General features: G+C 68.8%; 21 protein-coding genes and 1 pseudogene. 13 read left to right on the top strand and 9 right to left on the bottom strand.

Going from position 1 to position 19,892, the window contains the following annotated elements:
- Nucleotides 1-22 precede the first annotated feature (22 nt).
- The 4 genes from ADL01_RS06065 to ADL01_RS06050 all read left to right on the top strand — a co-directional run bounded on the left by ADL01_RS06065 (nucleotide 23) and on the right by ADL01_RS06050 (nucleotide 3,906).
- Nucleotides 23-910: an ABC transporter permease gene (locus ADL01_RS06065; RefSeq protein ID WP_053740848.1), complete on the top strand. Its 888-nt coding sequence runs from the start codon at nucleotides 23-25 to the stop codon at nucleotides 908-910.
- Nucleotides 883-1,620 (top strand): ABC transporter ATP-binding protein, encoded by a 738-nt coding sequence (locus ADL01_RS06060; protein WP_053740847.1) that lies wholly within the window; start codon nucleotides 883-885, stop codon nucleotides 1,618-1,620. Before ADL01_RS06065 ends, ADL01_RS06060 begins: the two co-directional genes overlap by 28 nt.
- Nucleotides 1,621-1,710: 90 nt before the next feature.
- On the top strand, nucleotides 1,711-2,745 hold the full coding sequence (locus tag ADL01_RS06055) for an ABC transporter substrate-binding protein (protein ID WP_053740846.1): 1,035 nt from the start codon (nucleotides 1,711-1,713) through the stop codon (nucleotides 2,743-2,745).
- A 63-nt stretch (nucleotides 2,746-2,808) separates the two neighbouring features.
- On the top strand, nucleotides 2,809-3,906 hold the full coding sequence (locus tag ADL01_RS06050) for an NAD(P)-binding domain-containing protein (protein ID WP_053740845.1): 1,098 nt from the start codon (nucleotides 2,809-2,811) through the stop codon (nucleotides 3,904-3,906).
- 33 nt (nucleotides 3,907-3,939) lie between these two features.
- Here ADL01_RS06050 and mltG read toward each other — a convergent pair whose 3' ends face one another.
- A complete protein-coding gene (gene mltG, locus ADL01_RS06045) occupies nucleotides 3,940-4,827 on the bottom strand; it encodes an endolytic transglycosylase MltG (protein WP_053740844.1) in 888 nt (295 codons plus the stop codon).
- Nucleotides 4,828-4,892: 65 nt separating this feature from the next.
- Nucleotides 4,893-6,692 (bottom strand): ABC transporter ATP-binding protein, encoded by a 1,800-nt coding sequence (locus ADL01_RS06040; protein WP_053740843.1) that lies wholly within the window; start codon nucleotides 6,690-6,692, stop codon nucleotides 4,893-4,895.
- Nucleotides 6,693-6,789: 97 nt separating this feature from the next.
- Between ADL01_RS06040 and ADL01_RS06035 the strand changes: the two genes are divergently transcribed.
- The gene (locus ADL01_RS06035; RefSeq protein ID WP_053740842.1) at nucleotides 6,790-7,260 is read left to right on the top strand and encodes a MarR family winged helix-turn-helix transcriptional regulator; all 471 of its coding nucleotides are present in this window, start codon (nucleotides 6,790-6,792) and stop codon (nucleotides 7,258-7,260) included.
- A gap of 70 nt (nucleotides 7,261-7,330) precedes the next feature.
- Here ADL01_RS06035 and ADL01_RS06030 read toward each other — a convergent pair whose 3' ends face one another.
- From ADL01_RS06030 to ADL01_RS06015, 5 genes are all read right to left on the bottom strand, one after another.
- Nucleotides 7,331-8,716, bottom strand: coding sequence for a cation:dicarboxylate symporter family transporter (locus ADL01_RS06030; protein ID WP_053740841.1), 1,386 nt, complete (start codon nucleotides 8,714-8,716; stop codon nucleotides 7,331-7,333).
- Between the two features lie 122 nt (nucleotides 8,717-8,838).
- Nucleotides 8,839-9,387 (bottom strand): SPASM domain-containing protein, encoded by a 549-nt coding sequence (locus ADL01_RS45260; protein WP_199834768.1) that lies wholly within the window; start codon nucleotides 9,385-9,387, stop codon nucleotides 8,839-8,841.
- 15 nt (nucleotides 9,388-9,402) lie between these two features.
- Nucleotides 9,403-9,852 carry a hypothetical protein gene (locus tag ADL01_RS47700; RefSeq protein ID WP_420719688.1) on the bottom strand — a complete coding sequence of 150 codons (450 nt, stop codon included), beginning with the start codon at nucleotides 9,850-9,852 and terminating at the stop codon, nucleotides 9,403-9,405.
- A 510-nt stretch (nucleotides 9,853-10,362) separates the two neighbouring features.
- Nucleotides 10,363-10,806, bottom strand: coding sequence for a hypothetical protein (locus ADL01_RS06020; protein ID WP_053740840.1), 444 nt, complete (start codon nucleotides 10,804-10,806; stop codon nucleotides 10,363-10,365).
- A gap of 46 nt (nucleotides 10,807-10,852) precedes the next feature.
- Complete coding sequence (locus ADL01_RS06015; RefSeq protein ID WP_053740839.1) at nucleotides 10,853-11,263, bottom strand: DUF7144 family membrane protein; 411 nt, start codon at nucleotides 11,261-11,263, stop codon at nucleotides 10,853-10,855.
- Between the two features lie 259 nt (nucleotides 11,264-11,522).
- Between ADL01_RS06015 and ADL01_RS06010 the strand changes: the two genes are divergently transcribed.
- The 6 genes and pseudogenes from ADL01_RS06010 (at nucleotide 11,523) to ADL01_RS05995 (ending at nucleotide 15,670) form a co-directional block, all read left to right on the top strand.
- A complete protein-coding gene (locus ADL01_RS06010) occupies nucleotides 11,523-12,869 on the top strand; it encodes a cation:proton antiporter (RefSeq protein ID WP_063783462.1) in 1,347 nt (448 codons plus the stop codon).
- Entirely contained in the window at nucleotides 12,866-13,522 is a 657-nt protein-coding gene (locus ADL01_RS47430) for a sulfatase-like hydrolase/transferase (RefSeq protein WP_324614579.1), read from the top strand. Before ADL01_RS06010 ends, ADL01_RS47430 begins: the two co-directional genes overlap by 4 nt.
- Nucleotides 13,420-13,686, top strand: a pseudogene (locus ADL01_RS47180) (sulfatase-like hydrolase/transferase); the annotation flags it as partial. The gene ADL01_RS47430 and the pseudogene ADL01_RS47180, both read left to right, overlap by 103 nt.
- Before the next feature lie 206 nt (nucleotides 13,687-13,892).
- Nucleotides 13,893-14,717 (top strand): sulfatase-like hydrolase/transferase, encoded by an 825-nt coding sequence (locus ADL01_RS47175; protein ID WP_324614578.1) that lies wholly within the window; start codon nucleotides 13,893-13,895, stop codon nucleotides 14,715-14,717.
- 186 nt (nucleotides 14,718-14,903) lie between these two features.
- A complete protein-coding gene (locus ADL01_RS06000; protein ID WP_053740838.1) occupies nucleotides 14,904-15,266 on the top strand; it encodes a carboxymuconolactone decarboxylase family protein in 363 nt (120 codons plus the stop codon).
- Nucleotides 15,263-15,670 (top strand): SHOCT domain-containing protein, encoded by a 408-nt coding sequence (locus ADL01_RS05995; RefSeq protein WP_053740837.1) that lies wholly within the window; start codon nucleotides 15,263-15,265, stop codon nucleotides 15,668-15,670. Before ADL01_RS06000 ends, ADL01_RS05995 begins: the two co-directional genes overlap by 4 nt.
- Before the next feature lie 45 nt (nucleotides 15,671-15,715).
- On the opposite strand, the gene ADL01_RS05990 is transcribed toward ADL01_RS05995, so the two are convergent.
- The gene (locus ADL01_RS05990; RefSeq protein ID WP_234354517.1) at nucleotides 15,716-17,050 is read right to left on the bottom strand and encodes a hypothetical protein; all 1,335 of its coding nucleotides are present in this window, start codon (nucleotides 17,048-17,050) and stop codon (nucleotides 15,716-15,718) included.
- A 194-nt stretch (nucleotides 17,051-17,244) separates the two neighbouring features.
- On the opposite strand from ADL01_RS05990, the gene ADL01_RS05985 reads away from it, so the two are divergent.
- Complete coding sequence (locus ADL01_RS05985) at nucleotides 17,245-17,667, top strand: DUF6325 family protein (protein ID WP_053740904.1); 423 nt, start codon at nucleotides 17,245-17,247, stop codon at nucleotides 17,665-17,667.
- Nucleotides 17,668-17,697: 30 nt separating this feature from the next.
- On the top strand, nucleotides 17,698-17,985 hold the full coding sequence (locus ADL01_RS05980) for an SHOCT domain-containing protein (protein WP_053740836.1): 288 nt from the start codon (nucleotides 17,698-17,700) through the stop codon (nucleotides 17,983-17,985).
- Nucleotides 17,986-18,083: 98 nt separating this feature from the next.
- Here ADL01_RS05980 and ADL01_RS05975 read toward each other — a convergent pair whose 3' ends face one another.
- Entirely contained in the window at nucleotides 18,084-19,706 is a 1,623-nt protein-coding gene (locus ADL01_RS05975) for a peptide-N4-asparagine amidase (RefSeq protein WP_053740835.1), read from the bottom strand.
- Nucleotides 19,707-19,892: the final 186 nt, after the last annotated feature.

The following is a 19,892-nucleotide window of genomic DNA, read 5'->3' as shown; positions in this document are numbered from 1 at the left end:
CTCTCCTCCTCATGGAGCACTCATGAGCATCAGCCATGCCCCACCCAGCTCCTCCAAGCCGGATATATCCGTTATATCCGCCGCCGGTGACAGCCGGCGCACCACCCCCGATCTCGAACCCATCGCCCCCAGCTCCACGCGCCGCACCCGCGTCCCCCGCTGGCTGCGCCGCACCTCGGGCCCGCTCGCGCTCCTGGCGCTCTGGCAACTCCTCAGCAGCACAGGCGTGTTGACCGCCGGCATCCTCGCCTCGCCCGAGCGGATCGCCCAGGCCGGAAGCGACCTGGTCGCCGACGGTTCACTGGGCAACGCGATGGGCACCTCGCTCCAGCGCGTCGCGCTCGGACTGCTCTTCGGCGCCGTCATCGGCACCGGACTCGCCCTCGTCTCGGGCTTGTTCCGCGTCGGCGAGGATCTCATCGACGCGCCGGTCCAGATGCTGCGAACCGTGCCGTTCGTCGGTCTGATCCCGCTGTTCATCATCTGGTTCGGCATCGGCGAGGCCCCGAAGGTCGCGATCATCACCCTCGGCGTGACCTTCCCGCTCTACCTCAACGTCTACGCCGGAATCCGTGGCGTGGACGCCCAGTTGATCGAGGCCGGGGAGTCACTGGGGCTGTCCCGGTGGGGACTCGTGCGGCATGTCGTGCTGCCGGGCGCACTGCCCGGGGCGATGACCGGGTTGCGTTACTCGCTCGGCATCGCCTGGCTCGCGCTCGTCTTCGCCGAGCAGATCAACGCGGACGCCGGTATCGGCGCCCTCATGGTGCAGGCGCGCGACTTCCTGCGGACCGACGTGATCGTGGTCTGCCTCATCGTCTACGCATTCCTCGGCCTGCTGGCCGACTTCGTCGTCCGCTCCCTCGAAAGGCTGCTGCTGCAATGGCGACCCACGTTCACCGGACGGTGACCTCACCGGCCGTACGGGTCGAGGGACTGACCCGGTCCTTCGACGGCCGTGCCGTCATCGACAACCTCCAACTCGACGTCCAGCCGGGGGAGTTCGTAGCGCTGCTGGGCCGCAGCGGCTGCGGAAAGTCCACGCTGCTGCGCATCCTCGCCGGTCTCGACCGCGACATCGCGGGCACCGTCCTCGTACCGCGCCGCAAGGGCGTCGCCTTCCAGGCACCCCGGCTGATGCCGTGGAAGTCGGTGTGGCGAAACGTCCTGCTCGGGTTGCCCGGCAAGCCCGGCCGCGAGGTCGCCGAGCAGGCGCTCACCGAGGTCGGCCTCAGCCACCGTTCCGACGCCTGGCCCAAGACGCTCTCCGGCGGCGAGGCCCAACGCGCCTCGCTGGCACGCGCATTGGTTCGGGAACCCGATCTCCTGCTACTGGACGAGCCGTTCGGCGCCCTGGACGCGCTCACCCGCGTCACGGCACAGCGGCTGGTCGGTGAACTGTGGCAACGCCGGGGCTGCGCCGTCCTGTTGGTGACGCACGACGTGGAGGAGGCGGTGCTGCTCGCCGACCGTGTCCTCGTGATGGACGAGGGGGTCATCGCGTACGAGACGACAGTCGGCCTGGACCGCCCCCGAGACATCACCGACCCCCGATTCGCCGCGTTGCGCGCCCGCCTCCTGGAACGCCTGGGCGTCGAGACCGTCACCAAAGCCGCCTGAGCCCTCGCAACTCCCTTCCCCGCACCCCCGCTTCGCCCCCTCAGCCACACAGCCACAACAGCAACGCAGAAACGATTGGAACGAACAACCATGCGACGACACCTCGCCCCCGCCGCGCTGCTCCTCCCCCTCGCCCTCCTCACCTCGGCCTGCGGCGGAAGCTCTGCCGCCTCCTCCGTCGGCTCCGGCAGCGGTACCGACGGCAAGGGGTCCGTCACGCTCAACGTCGGTGACCAGAAGGGCGGTTCGGAGGCGGTGCTGCGGGCCGCCGGGGAGCTCAAGAACCTGGACTACAAGATCAAATGGTCCACCTTCACCTCCGGCCCGCCGCTCCTCGAGGCCGTCAACGCCAAGGCCGTCGACATCGGCAGCGTCGGCAACACCCCGCCGGTCTTCGCGGCCGGCGCCGGTTCCCGGATCACTGTGGTGGGTGCCCTGCGTGGCGGCTCCCAGGGTGAGGCCATCCTCGTCCCCAAGGACTCGAAGCTCAGGAAGGCCGCCGATCTCAGGGGCAAGTCCGTTGCCGTGGCGCAGGGTTCGTCCGCGCACTACCAGCTGATCGCCTCCCTCAAGCAGGCCGGGCTCACCCTCGACGACATCAAGGTGAAGTACCTCCAGCCGGCCGACGCGCTCGCCGCGTACACCAGCGGCAGCGTCGACGCGTGGGCGGTGTGGGACCCGTACACCTCGCAGATACTCAAGGGCGGACAGGGACGCGTCCTGGCCGACGGTGAGGGGGTGGTCAACGGGCTCAACTTCCAGGTGGCGGCGCCCTCCGCGCTCAAGGACAGCAAGAAGGCGGCTGCCGTCAAGGACTTCGTGGAGCGGCTGCGGCGCGCCCAGGGCTGGGTGTACGCGCATCCGGACGCGTGGGCCAAGGTGTGGGCGAAGGACACCGGGCTGCCGTACGAGGTGGCGCTCGCGTCGGTGAACCGGTCGAACGCGACCCGTATCCCGGTGGCGATCGACGACGCGCTCGTCGCGTCCGAGCAGCGCATCGCGGACACGTTCACCAGCCTCAAGCTGATCCCGAACAAGGTCGACTTCGCGAAGTACGTGGACCGACGCTTCAACGACGACCTGCCCCCGTCCACCACCGCTCCGCGCCCCAGCAAGGAGTCGTGAGCCGACGAGCCCGAAGGACCGGGCGCCGGGAAGATCCTCGCCCCTCCCCGGGTTGGTAGAAGCGTGAACAACACCGGGGTGCGCGATGGCGTACAAGGAGTCGATGTCGTCGTCATAGGCGCTGGCCAGGCCGGTCTGTCCAGCGCCTATCACCTGCAGCGCACCGGTTTCGTGCCGGAGCGTGACTTCGTGGTGCTCGACCACGCCCCGCATCCCGGTGGGGCGTGGCAGTTCCGCTGGCCGTCGCTCACGTACGGCAAGGTGCACGGGATGCACGCGCTGCCCGGCATGGAACTGACGGACGCCGACCCGGCGCGGCCGTCCGCCGAGGTCATCGGCGAGTACTTCGACACGTACGAGCGCACCTTCGGTCTGAGGGTGCGCAGGCCGGTGGAGGTACGTGCCGTGCGCGAGGGCGACGGGGACGGGCGGCTGCTCGTCGAGACCTCGGACGGTGTCTGGTCGGCACGTGCGCTGATCAACGCCACCGGTACCTGGGACCGGCCGTTCTGGCCGCGCTATCCGGGCCAGGAGACCTTCCGGGGGCGGCAGTTGCACACCGCGCAGTACCCAGGGCCCGAGGAGTTCGCCGGGCAGCGGGTGGTCGTGGTGGGCGGCGGCGCCTCCGGTACCCAGCATCTGATGGAGATCGCGCCGTACGCCGCCGCGACCACCTGGGTGACCCGGCGTCCGCCGGTCTTCCGCGAGGGGCCGTTCACCGAGGAGTTCGGGCGGGAGGCCGTCGCCCTCGTCGAGGAGCGGGTACGGCAGGGACTGCCGCCGAAGAGTGTCGTGTCGGTCACCGGCCTGCCCCTCAACGACGCGATCCGGCGGGCCCTCGCCGACGGCGTCCTCGACCGGCGGCCCATGTTCGACCGGATCACCCCGGACGGGGTCGAGTGGGCCGACGGACAGCGCGTCGACGCCGACGTGATCCTCTGGGCGACCGGGTTCCGGGCCGCGATCGACCATCTGGCGCCCCTCAGGCTGCGCGAGCCCGGCGGCGGCATCCGCGTCGAGGGGACGCGCGCGGTCGCCGATCCGCGCGTCCATCTGGTCGGCTACGGTCCCTCGGCGAGCACCATCGGCGCCAACCGGGCCGGGCGGGCGGCCGTACGGGACATCAGGCGGCTGCTCGACCAGGAGCCTGCCGCTGTCTGAGGCCCCCGTACGGCGCCGTGACCCGCCGTCAGGTCACTTGGCGGGCTGTCCGCTTTGCTTCTCCCGACCCGGGCTCTTCTCCTTCTTCCGTGCCTGCTGGTTCTTCTGGTTCTGGTTGAACTCAGCGACGTTGCGCTGGTGTTCGGCGTAGTCGGCCGTGAAACGGGTGTCGCCGGGCTTGACGGTGACGAAGTACAACCAGTCGCCCGGTGTCGGGTTGATGGCGGCACGCATCGCCTCCTCGCCCGGGTTGGCGATCGGCGTGGGCGGCAGACCCATGCGCTGGTAGGAGTTGTAGGGGCTGTTCAGGCGGATGTCGCCGGCCGTCGTTCTCAGCGTGGACCTGTTCAGCGCGTAGTTGATCGTGGAGTCCATCTGGAGCGGCATCCCGCGTTCGAGCCGGTTGAAGACGACCCGGGCGACCTTCCCCATGTCCTGCTTGCCGACGGCCTCGGCCTGGACGATGCTCGCGATGGTGACGGCCTGGTAGACGTTCATGGCGTTGCGCTGCGCCCCCGCGGTGACCGGCGGACCGCCGAACCTCTGGTTGGCGGTGTCGACCATGACCGACAGCAGGGATTCCGGGGTGGTTTTCTTCTTCAGCGGATAGGTCGCCGGGAAAAGATACCCCTCGGGGTTGCCGTCGGCGTCGCCCGGGAGTTTCAGCCGGGCCTTGCCGATCGACTTCTTCGTGGTCCCGGCCGGCAGGGCGAGGGCCTTGTCGACAGCCTCGTACACCTGGAGGGAGCGCCAGCCCTCCGGGATGAGGAGGGAGGTCGGCCGGCGGTGCCCTTCGCTGTCGACGCTCAGCAGTGGCACCGCCACGGCTGTGGCCGCGACGACGGCTCCGGTCGCGATGAGGACGGCCCGGCCACGGCGCGTCAGGCGAATCGTTTTCCGTGACGGAGTGTTCATCTGCATGCGGGCACGGTAACCTGCAAAACGTCACAAACCTGGCATATCTTCATCTTGTTCGACCGGATACGTCACCCGGTCGGCTCCAGCTGGGCATCCCGGCGTACGAGGGCCGCGTAGCGCCCGTCCTGACGCAGGAGTTCCTCGTGCGTGCCCCGTTCGACCGCGCGCCCCGAGTCGAGGACCACGATCTGGTCGGCGCCCCGGATGGTGGACAGGCGGTGCGCGATGGTGAGCGTGGTGCGGTTGGCCGACAGGGCGTCGATGGCCTGCTGGACGGCGTGTTCGGTACGGGTGTCCAGGGCGCTGGTCGCCTCGTCCAGGATGAGGACGGGCGGGTCGCGCAGGATCGTACGGGCGATGGCGAGACGCTGCTTCTCGCCGCCGGAGAAGCGGTGGCCGCGCTCGCCGACGACGGTGTCGTACCCGTCGGGCAGGGACGAGATGTGGTCGTGGATCTGGGCCGCCCGTGCCGCCGCGTGCAGTTCCTCGTCGGTGGCGTCCGGTTTGGCGAAGCGCAGGTTGTCGGCGACCGTGGCGTGGAAGAGGTACGTCTCCTGGGAGACGACGCCGACCGCGCGGGCGAGCGTGTCGAAGTCGAGGTCGCGGACGTCGACGCCGTCGATGGTGACCCGGCCGCCCGTCACGTCGTACAGCCGGGGCACGAGGTGGCCCAGCGTGGACTTGCCGGCGCCGGTCGGGCCGACGATCGCCAGGCTGCCGCCCGCCGGGACGGTGATGTCGACGCCGTCGAGGATCGGGCGACTCTTGTCGTCGTAGCGGAACTCGACGTCCTCCAGCCGGACCTCACCCTTGACGGTGTCGAGGTGGACCGGGTTCTCGGGCTCGGTGATGTCGATGGGCAGGTCGAGGTACTCGAAGATGCGCTGGAAGAGCGCGAGCGAGGCCTGGATCTGGACGCCGGTGCTCAGCAGGCTGACGGCGGGCCGGAACAGGCCCTGCTGGAGCGAGACGAAGGCGACGAGCGTGCCGATCGAGACGGACGGGCCGCCGAGCTGGAGGGCGAGGCCCGCGGCCCAGTAGATGACGGCGGGCATGGCGGACATGACGATGCCGATGACGGCCATCCGCCAGCGGCCGGCCATGCTGGAGCGCACTTCGAGGCCGACCAGGGACTCCGACTCCTCGGCGAAGGAGCGGGTGAGCGAGTCGGAGCGGCCCATCGTGCGACCGAGCAGGATGCCGCTGACCGACAGCGACTCGGTGACCGTCGCGGCCATCGCGGCCATCTGCTTCTGGCGCTGGGTGGTGATCCGCTTGCGTTCGTTGCCGACGCGGCGGCTGATCCACACGAACACCGGAAGCAGGAGCAGCGAAACGACGGTCAGCCGCCAGTCGAGGACGATCATCGCGACGATCGTGGCGACGACGCTGGTGAAGTTGGAGACCAGGGAGGTCGCGGTGGAGGTGACGGTGGCCTGCATACCGCCGATGTCGTTGGCGATGCGGGACTGGACCTCGCCCGTGCGGGTGCGGGTGAAGAAGGCGAGCGACATGTTCTGCAGACGGCCGTATACGGCGGTGCGCAGGTCGTGCATGACGCGCTGGCCGACGGTCGTGGAGATCAGGGTCTGCAGCACGCCGAGGACGCCGGCGAGGACGGCACTGACGATCATGCCGAGCGCGAGCAGGCTGAGCAGTCCGGTGCGGCCCTCGGGGATCGCGACGTCGAGGGTCTCCTTCAACAGGAAGGGGGTGGCGACCGAGACGAGGGATGCCGCGGCCACCAGCAGGCCGACCACGGCGAGGCGGCCGCGATAGGGACGGAAGAGTCGCAGAATGCGGCGGGCCTGGTGCGGCTGGTCCGCCGAGTCGGCGGAGGGGGTCCAGGCATGTTGTTCGGGTTTCATGGGCTCCTTCGGAAGAACCGGTGAGGATGACGACTGGCGGAGCATAGCTCATTGTTACCTATACTCACAATGAACTGCATCCTGATATTGTTCCCCTATGAGTTCCCCCGACGCCGACGGTCCGCTCGCCGACCAGTTGCTGAGCCTGACCCGCCGTCTGCACCGCATCCACAAGCACCAACTGGAAGAGCGCGGAGTCGGCATCACTCCGGCCCAGTCTCGACTGCTGCGCACCCTCGCGCACCACATCGAGCACCACGGCTCCTCACCGCGGATGGCCGATCTGGCGGAGAACCTGGAGGTGGTCCCCCGGGCGGTGACGACGCTGGTGGACGCGCTGGAGGCGAGCGGCAAGGTCCGCCGGGCGCCCGATCCCGACAACCGCCGGGTCATCCGGATCGAACTCACGGACGTCGGCCGCAAGGCACTGAGCGAGCTGCGCGGAGCGCGCAGGGCCGCGGCGGAGGAGATTCTCGCGCCGCTGACGGACGAGCAGCGCACGGTACTGGGCGGGCTGCTGGACACGCTGACGGAGGGCGCCGGCGCGCCGCCGGACCGGCGCTGCTGACATGAAACGGGCCGTGGGCCTCCCCCGGCGAATACCGGAGGAGGCCCACGGCCCGTTCGAGCGACGCAGGTCAGCTCGCGGGTTCCTTCACCGCGATCACCGCAGTCACATCAGCTTCTTCGGTCACCTCGGCCACCCCTGCCTCTTCGTCCTCCTCGGAGATCACGATCTCCCTGTCCAGCACCTTCTTCGCGCGCTCCAGGTCCAGCGCGCCCTCCCAGCGGGAGACGGCGAAGACGGCGACGCAGTTGCCGAGCAGGTTCGTGACGACGCGCATCGAGTCCATGATGCGGTCGACGCCCAGCAGCAGGGCGACGGCGCCGGCCGGGATGGCCCCGAGCGAGGAGGCGGTCGCGGACAGGGCGAGGAAGGCCGAGCCGGGGATGCCCGCCATGCCCTTGCTGGTGAGCATGAGGACCAGGATCACGGTGATCTGCTGGCTGAGACTGAGGTCCACGCCCACGGCCTGGGCGATGAACAGGGTCCCGATGGAGAGATAGAGCGACGCGCCGTCGAGGTTGAAGGAGTACCCGGTGGGCAGCACCAGACCCACGGCGTCATCGCGGGCACCGGCCTTGCGCAGCTTCAGCATCACGCGCGGCATCACGGACTCGGTGGAGGCGGTGCCGAGGGCGAGGAGCATCTCCTCCCGGATGTAGCGGAGGAACTTCCAGAGGCTGAGGCCGGTGACCATCTTGAGAGCCACGGCGAGCAGCGCGACGAAGAGCGCGGCGGCCGCGTAGCACAGGATGATCAGCTTGGCGTACGTCTCGATCACGCCGAGTCCGTACTGACCGATCAGCACCGCCATCGCGCCGAACACGGCGATCGGGGCGAGGCGCATGATGAAGCCGACGACCGCGAAGATGATCTCCTGGGCCTGCTCGACGGCGGGCAGCACCTTCGGCACCTTGGTGTGGCCGAGGTGGAGCAGCGCGGCGCCCACCAGACAGGCCAGGATCAGCACCTGGAGGAGTTGGTTCTCGGCAAAGGCGCCGATGAAACTGGTGGGAATCGCGTTGACGATGAACTCGGTCGTCGTGGGCAGCGCGCCGCCGGCCGTCTTCGCTTCGATCGCCGAGGCGTCGAGCGTGGACGGGTCGACGTTCATGCCCGAGCCGGGCTGGACGATGTTGGCGGCGAGAAGCCCGATGAACAGGGCGAGCGTGCTCGCCACCTCGAACCAGATCAGGGCCTTGAACCCGATCCGGCCGAACGCCTTGAGATCTCCGGCCTTGGCTATGCCGACGACGACCACGCAGAACACGAGCGGCGAGATGATCGTCTTGATGAGCCGGGTGAAACCGTCACCGAGAGGCTTGAGATCCGTGGCCACGTCGGGCCACAGCTTGCCGACGACGATCCCGAGCACAAGCGCGACAGCAACCTGCGCAAACAGTGAGGTACGCAGGACGCGTGCGACGCGTCGCGGTGGGGACGGTACGGGCTGCGGCACGAGCACTCCTCCAGGGGGTTTCTGGGATGCGGAAAAGCGCTTCCGCACAGCACCCACTATTGAGAAGCTGTTCGCGTCGTTTGCAACTTGCGTATCACGGCCATGTAAATCATCGCTTCGCGCTACGGCTGTCCCGTAGCGACCGGCCTGCCGTGGCAGCGGGCCCACTTGCGCCCGCCTGCGCACGGGCAGGGCGCGTTGTGCGGCCGGTCCGCGTCGGCGTCCGCGTACCGGCGCATGATCAGTGCGGGTGCCTGTCCCCGGCGCAGCAGCTCGGTCATCGTGCGCATCGGACGGTCGGTGTGATGGAAGAACGTCTTGAAGCCGGCGCACAGGTGGTTGAGGCCCGCTTCGCCGTCCGAAGTCGTGTCGAACCGGTCCTTGGGACAACCGCCGTGGCAGGCGAAGCGGACATCGCAGTCGAGGCAGTACCGGGGCAGGGTGTCGTGCTTGTCCTGGCCGAATTTCCGTTGCCGCGGTGAGTCGACCAGCTCGAGCATGTGTCGGTCACCGATGTTGCCCAACAGGTGTTCGGGCTCGACGAAGTGGTCGCAGGAGTACAGGTCCCCGTTGTGTTCCAGGGCAAGGGCGGAGCCACAGGTCCGGGAGTGCACGCACAGGGAGGGCTGCTCCCCGTACCAGTTGGCCAGTGCCACGTCGAACGTCTGCACGTAAACCCGGCGACGTCACGGCGTACCCAGTCCTCGAAGACGTCGATGAGGAATCGGCCGTACTGCTCGCCGGTCACCGAGCGGTCGGTGACGCGGTCGCCTTCCTGCCGGTAAAGCGGCCGGTCCTTGGCACGGGCGCCCCAGCCGTCGTTGGCGAGGGGCAGGGTGCGCGGGGTGACGCGTTCCACGATCGGGATGAACTGCATGTGGGCGGCGCCGCATTTCGTCGCGGAGGAAGGCGTAGATCTCACGGCCGCGCGCGGCGTTGGCGTCGTGCAGCGTGGTGAGCGCGTTCCACCGCACGCCGTGTTCACGCAAGTGCCGCAGACCGCGCATGACCCGGTCGAAGGTGGGCTTGCCGCCCTTGTCGACCCGGTAGGTGTCGTGCAGCTCGCGTGGACCGTCCACGGAAAGTCCGACCAGGAAGTCGTGGTCCCGGAAGAATCGGGCCCATTCGTCGTCGATGAGCGTGCCGTTGGTCTGGATGGTGTTGATGATCCGCCGACCGGGAGGGGCGTGTCGCCGCTCGACTCCACCGACCTTCGGAAGAAATCGAGGCCCATCAGCATGGGTTCACCGCCCTGCCAGGCCACCGTGATCTCGGGTGCCGGGCCGTGCGACTCGATCAGCTGGCGGATGTAGGCGTCAAGCAGGTCGTCCGCCATGCGGAATCGGCTGCCTTCGTAGAGCAGTTCCTTGGACAGGAAGAAGCAGTAGGTGCAGTCCAGGTTGCAGATCGCTCCGGCCGGCTTGGCCAGCAGGTGGAACGGGCGGCGACGGACGGTCGGGCAGCTCCACTCTGCTCATGGCTCCAGGATGGGACGCCCGCGGGGCTGGGCGCGTCACCAGGCGCGGGTGACGCGCGGGCCCTTTACCCGGTCGGCCGCCCGTTCCCCGTCTGCCTGTCTCACGGCCGGCTCGGGGCTCGTTGTCCGCCCGCGACCCGGCTCGGCGCAGCGGCGGAAAAACGCGATGTCATGAGCGGCGACTGTGGGGCAGGTGCGCACCTGCCCCGTCCACGACAGAGGGCCGAAAGGTCGACGGCTCGTCCTGCTCACGCACCGCGACGTCGAACAGCACGTGACCCGCGGTGAAGGTGGCCGTCGCAGCGAGGCCGCGCGGGCGCCGCACCTCCTTGGGTGCGAGAGGGCGTGCGGCGCTGACGGCGTCCACAGGCAGCAGCACGGTCCGCAGCAGCAGCGGAGCCTGCGTCCAGACGAAGACATCCCGGACCCACCGGCCGTAGCCGGCCCTCCACCGTCTCCGCAGCCCCTTGGCCTCGCCGTCCACGACCCGTACGGCACCCCGGAACGCACCCGGCCGGCCGGCCAGCCAGTGCCGGCGGCCGAGCATGGCAGCCAGGAGGGCGATGAGGGCCAGAAGGTTGACGCCGAGCACGGCGAGCAGGGCGACGAGCATGCCCTCACCTCCTCCCACTGCGGGCGGGCTGTTTCGGCGTGCCGCGTCAGTCGTCCCGTCCCACGACGCACAGGGCCCAGATGACGAAGGCGTACAGGGCGATCAGGGTGAGCGACCAGACGGGGTAGTACGGGATCGACAGGAAGTTGGCGATGATCAGCAGCCCCGCGATGCCGACCCCGACGACCCGGGCCCACGTGGCGCGCGAGAAGAGGCCCGCGCTCACCGACATGGCGATCACTCCGAGGACGAGCTGGATCCAGCCCCAGCTGGTCAGGTCGAACTTGAAGACGTAGTTGGGGGTGCTCACGTAGACGTCGTCGTCGGCGATCGCCATGATCCCGCGGAACAGGTCGAGGATCCCGGCGATGAACAGCAGGACACCGGCGAACGTCACCAGTCCCCCGGCACCCGCGTGGGCTGTACCCCCGCGGTGGTGAGGTGTGGTCGTGGCCATGACTGACTCCTCGCTTCCTGGATGAGATGCAACGCCCAGCGCTGCACCCCCGAGCGTGCCGCTGTCCGGGGCGCGGGTGATCACCCGTGGCGGGTGAAGTCGGCGAGGCGGATCACTGATGACGTGGGGTGGGGACAGGCCGCCCGAGGAGGGCCCGCGAAAGTGCCCGGGCCGCCCCCGCCGACCGGGGTCCCGACGCTCCCCACCCTCCCCGGTGACTTCGGCGGGTGCGACCGCACGAGGACTGGAGGGCTCGGAGATGAGCGGTGACGCCTGGAGCGGTGTGGCGGTGGCGGGCGTCATCGCCGCCTACGCGCTGGGCTCGCGGCGGCTGGCATCGACTCCGGTGTCGTCGGCGATGGTGTTCGTGGGCTGTGGGATTCTCCTCGGGCCGGCCGTGCTCGACGTCATCGACCTGAAGCACAACGCCGGGCCGCTCCTTACGCTGCTCGAAGCGGCCCTGGCCTTGGTGTTGTTCACCGACGCCATGGCCGTCCGCGCGCGGGATCTGCGATCCGGCGGCTTTCTGCCCGGTCGGCTGCTCGGCATCGGACTGCCGCTGAGCATCGGGGCGGGCTGGCTGCTGGCATGGCCCCTGCTGCCCGGGCTGACGCTCTGGGAGCTCGCGCTGGTGGGTGCCGTCCTCGCTCCCACGGACGCGGCCCTCGGCAAGACAGCCATGTCCAGTCCCCGGGTGCCTGCGCTGGTGCGGCACGGGCTCAATGTGGAGAGCGGCCTGAACGACGGCATGGTGCTGCCGTTCTTCGCGCTCTTCCTGGCAGCCATTCCCGGCACGTCCGCCGCGCGGGAGGGCGTGGGAGGCGTCTTCTGGCGCGCACTGGTGCTGAGCACCGTCCTGGGTCTCCTGATCGGCGCGCTCGGCGGCAGGCTGCTGCGATGGGCGCAGGCACGGGGATGGATATCGCGGGAGTGGGCGCAGCTCTACGTCCCGGCCGTCGCCGCCGCGGCGTACACACTGGCCGTCGCGGTGGACGGCAGCGGCTTCATCGCGGCCTGGGTCGCCGGGTTCGCCTTCGGCTTCGCCCTGCGCCGGTTCCGGGCCACCGGGCCGGACGCCGAGCGGCAGGACGGTCAGGGCGGTCAGGACGGTCAGAACAGCCACGACGACCCCGACCGCACCGCCGATTTCGCCGAGCGCCTCGGAGGACTCCTGGCCTCGGCCGGCCTGCTGCTTTTCGGGGCGGTGCTGCTCGGTCCGACACTCGAGGACCTGAGCTGGCGCATCGTCGGCTACGCGGTGCTCAGCCTCACGGTCGTCCGGATGCTGCCGGTGGCCCTCGCGCTCGCCGCCAGCGGACTCCGGCTGCCCACGGTGGCGTACATCGGGTGGTTCGGGCCCCGCGGTCTGGCCTCCGTCGTGCTGGGGCTGCTGGTCCTGGAGGAGCACGTCCCCGGGGTGGAGCTGCTGAGCAGGGTCGTCGCGGTCACCGTCGGCCTGAGCGTCCTCCTGCACGGCATCTCGGCCGTCATCCTCGCCGACCGGTACGGCCGGTGGCACGAGAAGACCAGGGCCCAAGGCCGGGAACTGCACGAGGCCACGCCCGTTCCCGACCCCTCGGTACGGAGACGGATCACTGCTCGATGACATGGAACTCCCGGCACGCCAGGTCCGCGTCACCTCCACGAGTCGAGACACGTCCCGCAGGCCAGGGCGCCGGCGGAGCCGGTAACGGTAAGGACCCGGGAAGCGAGGAGAATCGTCATGGCCAAGCCATTCAAAGGAAAAATCGCCCTCGACATCCGAGAATCACAACCGGACTGGGCGCCTTACCTCGCCCCAAAGCGCCCGAAAAGGCCCCGAACGTGCTGGTGATCGCGTGGGACGACGACGGCTACGGAACGATGGGCTGCTTCGGCGGGCCGGTGCGAACGCCGACGATGTCGCGGATCGCCGACATGGGCGTGCGTTACTCGAACTTCCACACCACCGCGCTGCGCTCCCCCAGCAGGGCCTCCCTGATGACCGGCAGGAACGCGACGTCGAACGGTATGGCCACGATCGCCGAGTTCAGCGCCGGCTTCCCGGCATATCCACCCCTATTCCGTTCGAGAACGGATTCATTTCGGAGGTCCTGGGCGAGCGTGGCTACAACACGTAGTGCGTCGGCAAGTGGCACCTCACCCCCGGCGAGGAGATCAACCTGGCCGCGTACAAGGGGCGCTGGCCCCTCGGGCGCGGCTTCGAGCGGTTCTACGGCTTCCTCGGCGGCGAGGCGAGCTGCTGGTACCCGGACCTGATCCACGACAACCACCCGGTCGACCCGCCGGCCACGCCCGAAGAGGGCTACCACATCGCCAAGGACCTGTCCGACAAAGCTATTGCATTCGTCCGGGACGCCAAGGTCGTCGATCCCGACAAGCCGTTCTTCATGTACCTCTCCCTCGACGCGGCCCACGCGCCGCACCACGTGTTCAAGGAGTGGTCCGACCGGTACAAAGGCGTCTTCGACGAGGGATACGAGTCGATCCGGCCGGGGATTCTGCGGCGCCAGAAAGAACTCGGGCTGCTGCCCGAGAACACCGAACTCTCTCCGATCAACCCGCACGGCGAGCCCGCGGCGACCGGGCCGGACGGCCAGCCGTGGCCGCTGCTCGACACCGTCCGACCGTGGGACAACTCAGCTCCGACGAGCGGCGGTTGTTCATCCGGATGGCCGAGGTCTTCGCCGGTTACGTCTCCTACAGCGACGACCAGCTCGGCCGGGTGCTCGATTTCCTCGAATCCGCGGGCGAGCTCGACAACACGATCATCGTGGCCGTCTCCGACAACGGGGCGAGCGGCGAAGGCGGACCCAGCGGCACGTTCAATGAGTGGCGGTTCTTCAACGGCCTGCCCACCCCGGCCGAGCTGTCGCTGGAACACATCGACGAACTCGGCGGCCCGACGTCGTACAACCACTACAACACCGGATGGGCCTGGGCGTTCGACACACCGTTCCTGTACTGGAAGCGCTGGGCCGGCTACGAGGGCGGCGTGGCCGGCATGTGCCTGGTCGCCTGGCCCGCAGGGATCGACGCCCGGGGGGAGGTGCGCCAGCAGTACGTTCACGCGGTGGACGTCGTTCCCACGCTCTACGACCTCCTCGGCGTCGAGCCGCCCGAGGTGCTCAAGGGCTACCCGCAGAACCCGATCGAATTCGCAGCGACCAGCCGCAACGCCGACCCCGCGATGCCCGGCGCCGCGGGCAGACTCACGCTCTACATGGACGACCAGGAGATCGGCAGCTACGACATCGTCACCCAGCCCGGCTACTTCTGTGTCGTGGGGGACGGGATCTGCGTGGGCCGCGACGACGCCTCACCGGTCACTCCCGGCTACGAAGGCCCCTTCCCGTTCGCCGGTGGCACGATCGACAAGGTCGTCGTCGACGTGTCCGGCGAACGCTACGTCGACCACGAGGCGCAGGTGCGCGGCTGGTTCATGATCGACTGACGGTGCCGGCCGCCCTCGAACGGTTCGTGCTCGACGGCACCTCGCCGACACCGCCGGGCACGAACCGGAATCACCCGCTGCGGGCGATGCCCCCTCAGGCGGACAGGGCTCGACTGGAGTCGTGCAGGAACAGCATCACCACACCCTCTGAAGCATCACCACACCCCCTGAAGAAGGAGCCGGACCATGGCCGATGTACCGAGCGGGACAGGTGGCGTCAGCGCCCTCGCCGAGGCGGACGCCCCCGTGTTCGAAACACTCGTCCAGATGACGCTCGACACGTTCGAGCGATCGGGGCTGGACCCGGAAACCTATCTGCTGACGCGCATCGCGGCGCTGGTGGCCATGGACGCCTCCCCCGCCTCGTATCTGCTCAACGTCGGCGCCGCCAACGAACTCGGCGTACCCCTGGAGAAGGTCCAGGGCGTCCTCGTCGCGGTCGCCCCCGTCGTCGGCAGCGCCCGCGTGGTGTCCGCCGCCCGAAGCATCGGGGAAGCCTTCGGTCTGCCGCTGCACGACGAAGGCGGCGAAGCCGGAGCGGTCACATGAATCTGGCCTACGACTACCCGGTCCTCGGGGTCTTCTGGACAACCATGTGGATCTTCCTGTGGATCCTGTGGTTCATCATGCTCTTCCGCATCATCGGTGACATCTTCCGGGACGACACGCTCAGCGGAGTGGGCAAGACAGGGTGGCTCATCTTCGTGGTCGTGCTCCCCTTCCTCGGCGTGTTCGTCTACGTCCTGGCCCGGGGCAAGGGCATGGGCGAGCGCGAGAGACGGCATGCCCAGGCCCGTCAGCAGGCCTTCGACGAGCAGATCCGCGAGGCCGCCGGTAGCGGCGCGCAGCCCCAGAGCGAGGCGGAGCAACTCGCGAAGCTCTCCGAGATCCGCGCCAAGGGCGACATCTCCGACGACGAGTTCCGGCGGGCCAAGGAGAAGATCCTCCACTGACCGCAGTCGAGGACCGGACGGCTTCGTTGCCGCCTTGGCGGTACGTCAGGGATGGGCGGCCGCGCGGGAGTCGGCGGTCGGGGTGGAGTCGGTGTCCAGGAATTCACGGATCGCGAAGCCCAAGAGCACGATCAACGTGGTCCACACCACGACCATCGTGGTCGGGTAGTTCCAGGTGAACAGGACGATCGCGGCGACCACCACGATCGCGACCCCGATCCACCGCTTGAAGCGGTGCACGAATCGTCCGACCGGCCCCAGGCGAAGTCCTCCCGACATCGCCACGTCGCGCAGGGCGCCGATACTCCTGCGGCAGCCCTTGCGGACGAAGACCGCGATGCGGGACGGACCACTGAGAAAGGCACCGATGGCGGTGATGAGGGCGACGGCACCGAGCGCCCTCACACCGGCGCGCAGGAACTTGATCAACGCGTCGTACACCGCCCCGGCGGCGGCCGGAGACCCGCCCGGGGGCAGATGGTCGAGGTAGATGTCACGGAAGACGGTGAGCGTGATTCCGAGGAGCAGCATGGCCACGAACACCGCCAGCCCGACCCCGATCAGCGCGTGCCGGCGGTTGAACGCGGTGTACACCCCCGCGGCGGCGAGCAGCAGGGCGATCACGGGCAGCCAGGAGCCCATGATCTGCAGCACTCTCAAGTAGGTCTTGATCTTGCCGATGTCCTTCGACTGGAACACCACGAAGTCCGTGTGGACCTCCGGGATCTTCTCGGCCACTCCAAGGCCGGCACCGACCAACCGGTCCTTGACCTTGGCCACCAGCGGTCCCACGTTGATGGCCACCTTGCCGTCCTTCAGCGCGACCGCGCCGTCGTTGCTGCCCGTCAGGGCATTGTCGACAGCGCTGTGGACCGTGCGGTTCGCGTCGACCCAGACGGTTTCGAAGGCGCTGCTGCTGACCACCCGCTCCACGACGCCGCTGACCACTTGCTTCAACCCGCTCGTGATCGGCCCCTTCAGGTTCCCGAGCAACTGGGATGCCTTCGGCGGGACGCCCTTTTCCGACGCGGCGTCCTGCAACTGTTTGACCAACGCGTTCACGTCGATCTGCGCCAGCACCACGTCGGTGACCCGGTTGGTGACCGCCTTCTGCACATCGGGATCGGAGGCGAGCGGCCCCACCGTGGCGACATAGCGGTCCGTGTCCCGCACGATGCTGTTCGCCCAGACCGCTACGACGGACAGCAACGAGAACAGGGCCGCGAGGATAATCAGCAGGACCGAGCCCGTGGACCGGACCCTGTGATGCCGCGCCGCCTGCGGGCGACCGGTGCTCTCCAGGGCGCCCACCCTGTGCCGCAGCTCATCCAGTTCACTGCGCTCCCCGGCCGAGAGCGGCTCGCCGCTTCCATTGCTCATGGGCACCAGAAGATCCGTGCGACGTCGTAGGCGCGACCGGGGTGAGCCCGACGGGTGAACCGGGTGAAGCACACAGGACGTGCGACCGAACCGGTCCGATGCTGCAATGGGATGGGGGAAAAGCCAGCAATCCCAGAGGTGACACCGTGAGCGACGATTTCGGTGAACTCAACACATCCGGCGAGACACGCGAGATGGGACCGATCGACTATCTGGTGGTCGAGTTCCCAGGCAGTCGAATGACCGGCGAGGGCTTTCCCATCCTGGTCGATCTGGTGGACCGCGGCCTCATCCGGATCCTCGATCTGACGTTCATCCGGAAGGAGGCCGACGGATCCGTGACCGCCATGGAGATCGCCGATCTCACCGGCGACGGCAAACTCGACCTGGCGGTCTTCGAGGGCGCCTCCTCGGGGCTGCTGGGCCAGGACGACCTCAATGAGGCAGCCGCCGCCCTGGAGCCCGGCAACTCCGCCGGCGTCCTGATCTACGAGAACCTGTGGGCCGCCCCGTTCGCCGCCGCCCTGCATCGCGGCGGTGCCGAGCTGGTCGCCTCCGGAAGAATCCCCGCGCCGGCCGTCCTGGCCGCGCTCGACGCGACCGAAACCGCTCCCTGAAAGTCAAAGGCAGCGAGAAGGGAGACCGCCATGCCAGGACTCCTCCGAGGAGTGGCCCGCACGGCCGTCGTCGCCGGAACGGCAACCACCGTGTCGAACCGTGTATCCCGCCGACAGCAGGGGCGATGGGCGGCCCAGCAGGGACCCCAGGCGCCCGCGCCACAAGCGGCGGCCCCGGCCGAGCAGCCCGCAGCTCCGCCGGCCTCCGACATGACCAGCAAGATCGAACAGCTGAAGCAGCTGGGCGAGCTCAAGGCCCAGGGCGTCCTCACGGAAGCGGAGTTCGCGGAGCAGAAGCGCAAGCTCCTCGACTCCTGACCGATCGTCCGGCGCGGGCCGTGTTCGAGCGCTGCCGCTGCCGGCCTCCAGGACCAACAAGTCGTACGGCGCCGACCGGTGAAACAGTCCCCGTGCTGTCAGCAGCGCTTTCGGTCCCGGGTGAGCACCCCCTGGACGGTCACCAGCGAACGGTCGTGGCATCCGGCCGAGCCGTGGAGGCGGTAGCGCTCGCTCGTCGTCCCGACGGCGTGGCGCTGGTCGCGCGGCACGTTGGCCGTGTACGTCGCGTCGCCGGCGTACGTGTCGTCGAGCCACGACCACGCCGTACGCCGCCCGGCTGACGTCTGTGTGACGGCTGCCCGGTCGCCGAGTGTCAGCACAGTCCGCAGCCGGTCGCCCGCACCGAGCGTGGTCGTGCCGTCCATCGTGTACGTCCGCGCCGTGCGGGATGTCCTGCCCGGCCCGCGCCCGTCGACCGTGACGTTCTCGAAGTCCGTCCAGGCGGCGGTGAGCCCGTCGGTGTTCTCGCCGTCGGTCCAGCGGTGCACGGAGGTGTTGGCGAGGGCTCGGCTCACGGTGGTGGTGACTCGGCCGTGCGAGGTGTCGACGTACCCGGCGACGGTCAGCCGGTGAGCGCCGCGGGTATCGAGGCGGTGCTGTTCGTCGACGGAACCGGGTGTGTACGTCGAGGAGTTGACCGGTTCGCTCGCGCGGTGGGTGGTGAGCCCGCCGGTGACCTGGGCGCGCTCGGCGTCCTGCCAGACGAGGACATTGACGGGGGTGCTCCAGCCGGCCTGCCCCTCCGGGACGCCGACGACGGAGACCTCCACATCATGCGGGCTGCCGTCGTTGAGAAGCCCGGCGAAGGGGGTCAGATCGTATTCGATCGGCTTGATGTCGAAGGCGCGCGGTCCCGGAACCACGTACCAGAGGAAGGGGTTGGACCAGCCGCCGGTCCAGACGGTCGGGAACGGGGCGGCGATTCCGGCCAGTTGACCGTCGACCTTGATCTGCACCTCGCGGTACGGGCCGTCCGTGGCCTTGCAGGAGTAGGGGGCGGCGTCGGGGACGGTGAGGTACCAGTACTCCTCGCAGCCGCCGCCCGAACCGGTCGCGTACACCTCGGCGACGATCCGTTCGCTGTTGCGCGGGGTGGTGAGGGTGCCGTCGTGGAGGGTGAGAACGCGGTCGGGAGTGTCCCTCGCGACAGGTTTCCCGGCGTAGAACATCAAGGTGACCTTGACGTCGAAAATGCCAGTGTAGGTGTCGTTGACAACGTTTCCGATGAGCATCTCGACGGGCTGGGGCCTGCTCAATGTGTCGCTGTAGCGCGTGACGTCCTTCTCCACGGACCAGGCGATACCGTCCGGCGAAGGCTGCGGGGTGGAGGTACGGAGGACCTCGACGCCTCCGATGTGGAGGTAGCCGAGGCGGTCGTACTGCCGGCCCTTGACCTTGCCGTCCATCCGCAGAACGACCTTGCTCCAGCTCACGCCGCATCTGTTCGGGGGCGTGTACGTGCCCTCGTAGGGCGTGAAGTCCTTGAACTGGGCCTCGGCGACGGTGACTTCGCAGGACGGGGAGCCGACCGGTCTGGTGACGGGCGGGGCGGCGGTGACCGGGTCGTGCCAGTCGGTGCCGAACTCGGCCGGGACATCGACCGGCCGGGCGGCTGCCGACTGGGCGGGGCTCGCCCCTAGGAGGGTGCTCGCCAGAAGGGTCACTCCGGTAAGCATGGACATGATGATCCGGCTTCTCATGGCTGGTGTTCTACGGGCAGTCGGCCCCGCACGGCAATGAGGCGATCAACCGCCAATCAGGCCGAATCAACTCCTCTTGCCGGAAAACCGTTTGCCTCCGGCCACGCTGTGACGCGAACCTTTCACGGCCAGTTGTTAGGCCTTCCCGGCCTCCCCCCCCACCCCCCATTCCCCCCTCATGCGAGA

Source organism: Streptomyces sp. NRRL WC-3618, assembly GCF_001280005.1.
Lineage (GTDB): Bacteria > Actinomycetota > Actinomycetes > Streptomycetales > Streptomycetaceae > Streptomyces.
Note: the sequence above shows the minus strand (reverse complement) of the source record. Positions and strands in the feature narration are given on the sequence as shown.

What these genes read in the sequence shown, in the direction of transcription:
- ADL01_RS06065 (WP_053740848.1), top strand. Translation starts at nt 23, where the DNA reads ATGAGCATCAGCCATGCCCCACCCAGCTCCTCCAAGCCGGATATATCC.
- ADL01_RS06060 (WP_053740847.1), top strand. Translation starts at nt 883, where the DNA reads ATGGCGACCCACGTTCACCGGACGGTGACCTCACCGGCCGTACGGGTC.
- ADL01_RS06055 (WP_053740846.1), top strand. Translation starts at nt 1,711, where the DNA reads ATGCGACGACACCTCGCCCCCGCCGCGCTGCTCCTCCCCCTCGCCCTC.
- mltG (WP_053740844.1), bottom strand. Translation starts at nt 4,827, where the DNA reads ATGCAGATGAACACTCCGTCACGGAAAACGATTCGCCTGACGCGCCGT.
- ADL01_RS06040 (WP_053740843.1), bottom strand. Translation starts at nt 6,692, where the DNA reads ATGAAACCCGAACAACATGCCTGGACCCCCTCCGCCGACTCGGCGGAC.
- ADL01_RS06035 (WP_053740842.1), top strand. Translation starts at nt 6,790, where the DNA reads ATGAGTTCCCCCGACGCCGACGGTCCGCTCGCCGACCAGTTGCTGAGC.
- ADL01_RS06020 (WP_053740840.1), bottom strand. Translation starts at nt 10,806, where the DNA reads ATGCTCGTCGCCCTGCTCGCCGTGCTCGGCGTCAACCTTCTGGCCCTC.
- ADL01_RS06015 (WP_053740839.1), bottom strand. Translation starts at nt 11,263, where the DNA reads ATGGCCACGACCACACCTCACCACCGCGGGGGTACAGCCCACGCGGGT.
- ADL01_RS06010 (WP_063783462.1), top strand. Translation starts at nt 11,523, where the DNA reads ATGAGCGGTGACGCCTGGAGCGGTGTGGCGGTGGCGGGCGTCATCGCC.
- ADL01_RS47430 (WP_324614579.1), top strand. Translation starts at nt 12,866, where the DNA reads ATGACATGGAACTCCCGGCACGCCAGGTCCGCGTCACCTCCACGAGTC.
- ADL01_RS06000 (WP_053740838.1), top strand. Translation starts at nt 14,904, where the DNA reads ATGGCCGATGTACCGAGCGGGACAGGTGGCGTCAGCGCCCTCGCCGAG.
- ADL01_RS05995 (WP_053740837.1), top strand. Translation starts at nt 15,263, where the DNA reads ATGAATCTGGCCTACGACTACCCGGTCCTCGGGGTCTTCTGGACAACC.
- ADL01_RS05990 (WP_234354517.1), bottom strand. Translation starts at nt 17,050, where the DNA reads ATGAGCAATGGAAGCGGCGAGCCGCTCTCGGCCGGGGAGCGCAGTGAA.
- ADL01_RS05985 (WP_053740904.1), top strand. Translation starts at nt 17,245, where the DNA reads ATGGGACCGATCGACTATCTGGTGGTCGAGTTCCCAGGCAGTCGAATG.
- ADL01_RS05980 (WP_053740836.1), top strand. Translation starts at nt 17,698, where the DNA reads ATGCCAGGACTCCTCCGAGGAGTGGCCCGCACGGCCGTCGTCGCCGGA.
- ADL01_RS05975 (WP_053740835.1), bottom strand. Translation starts at nt 19,706, where the DNA reads ATGAGAAGCCGGATCATCATGTCCATGCTTACCGGAGTGACCCTTCTG.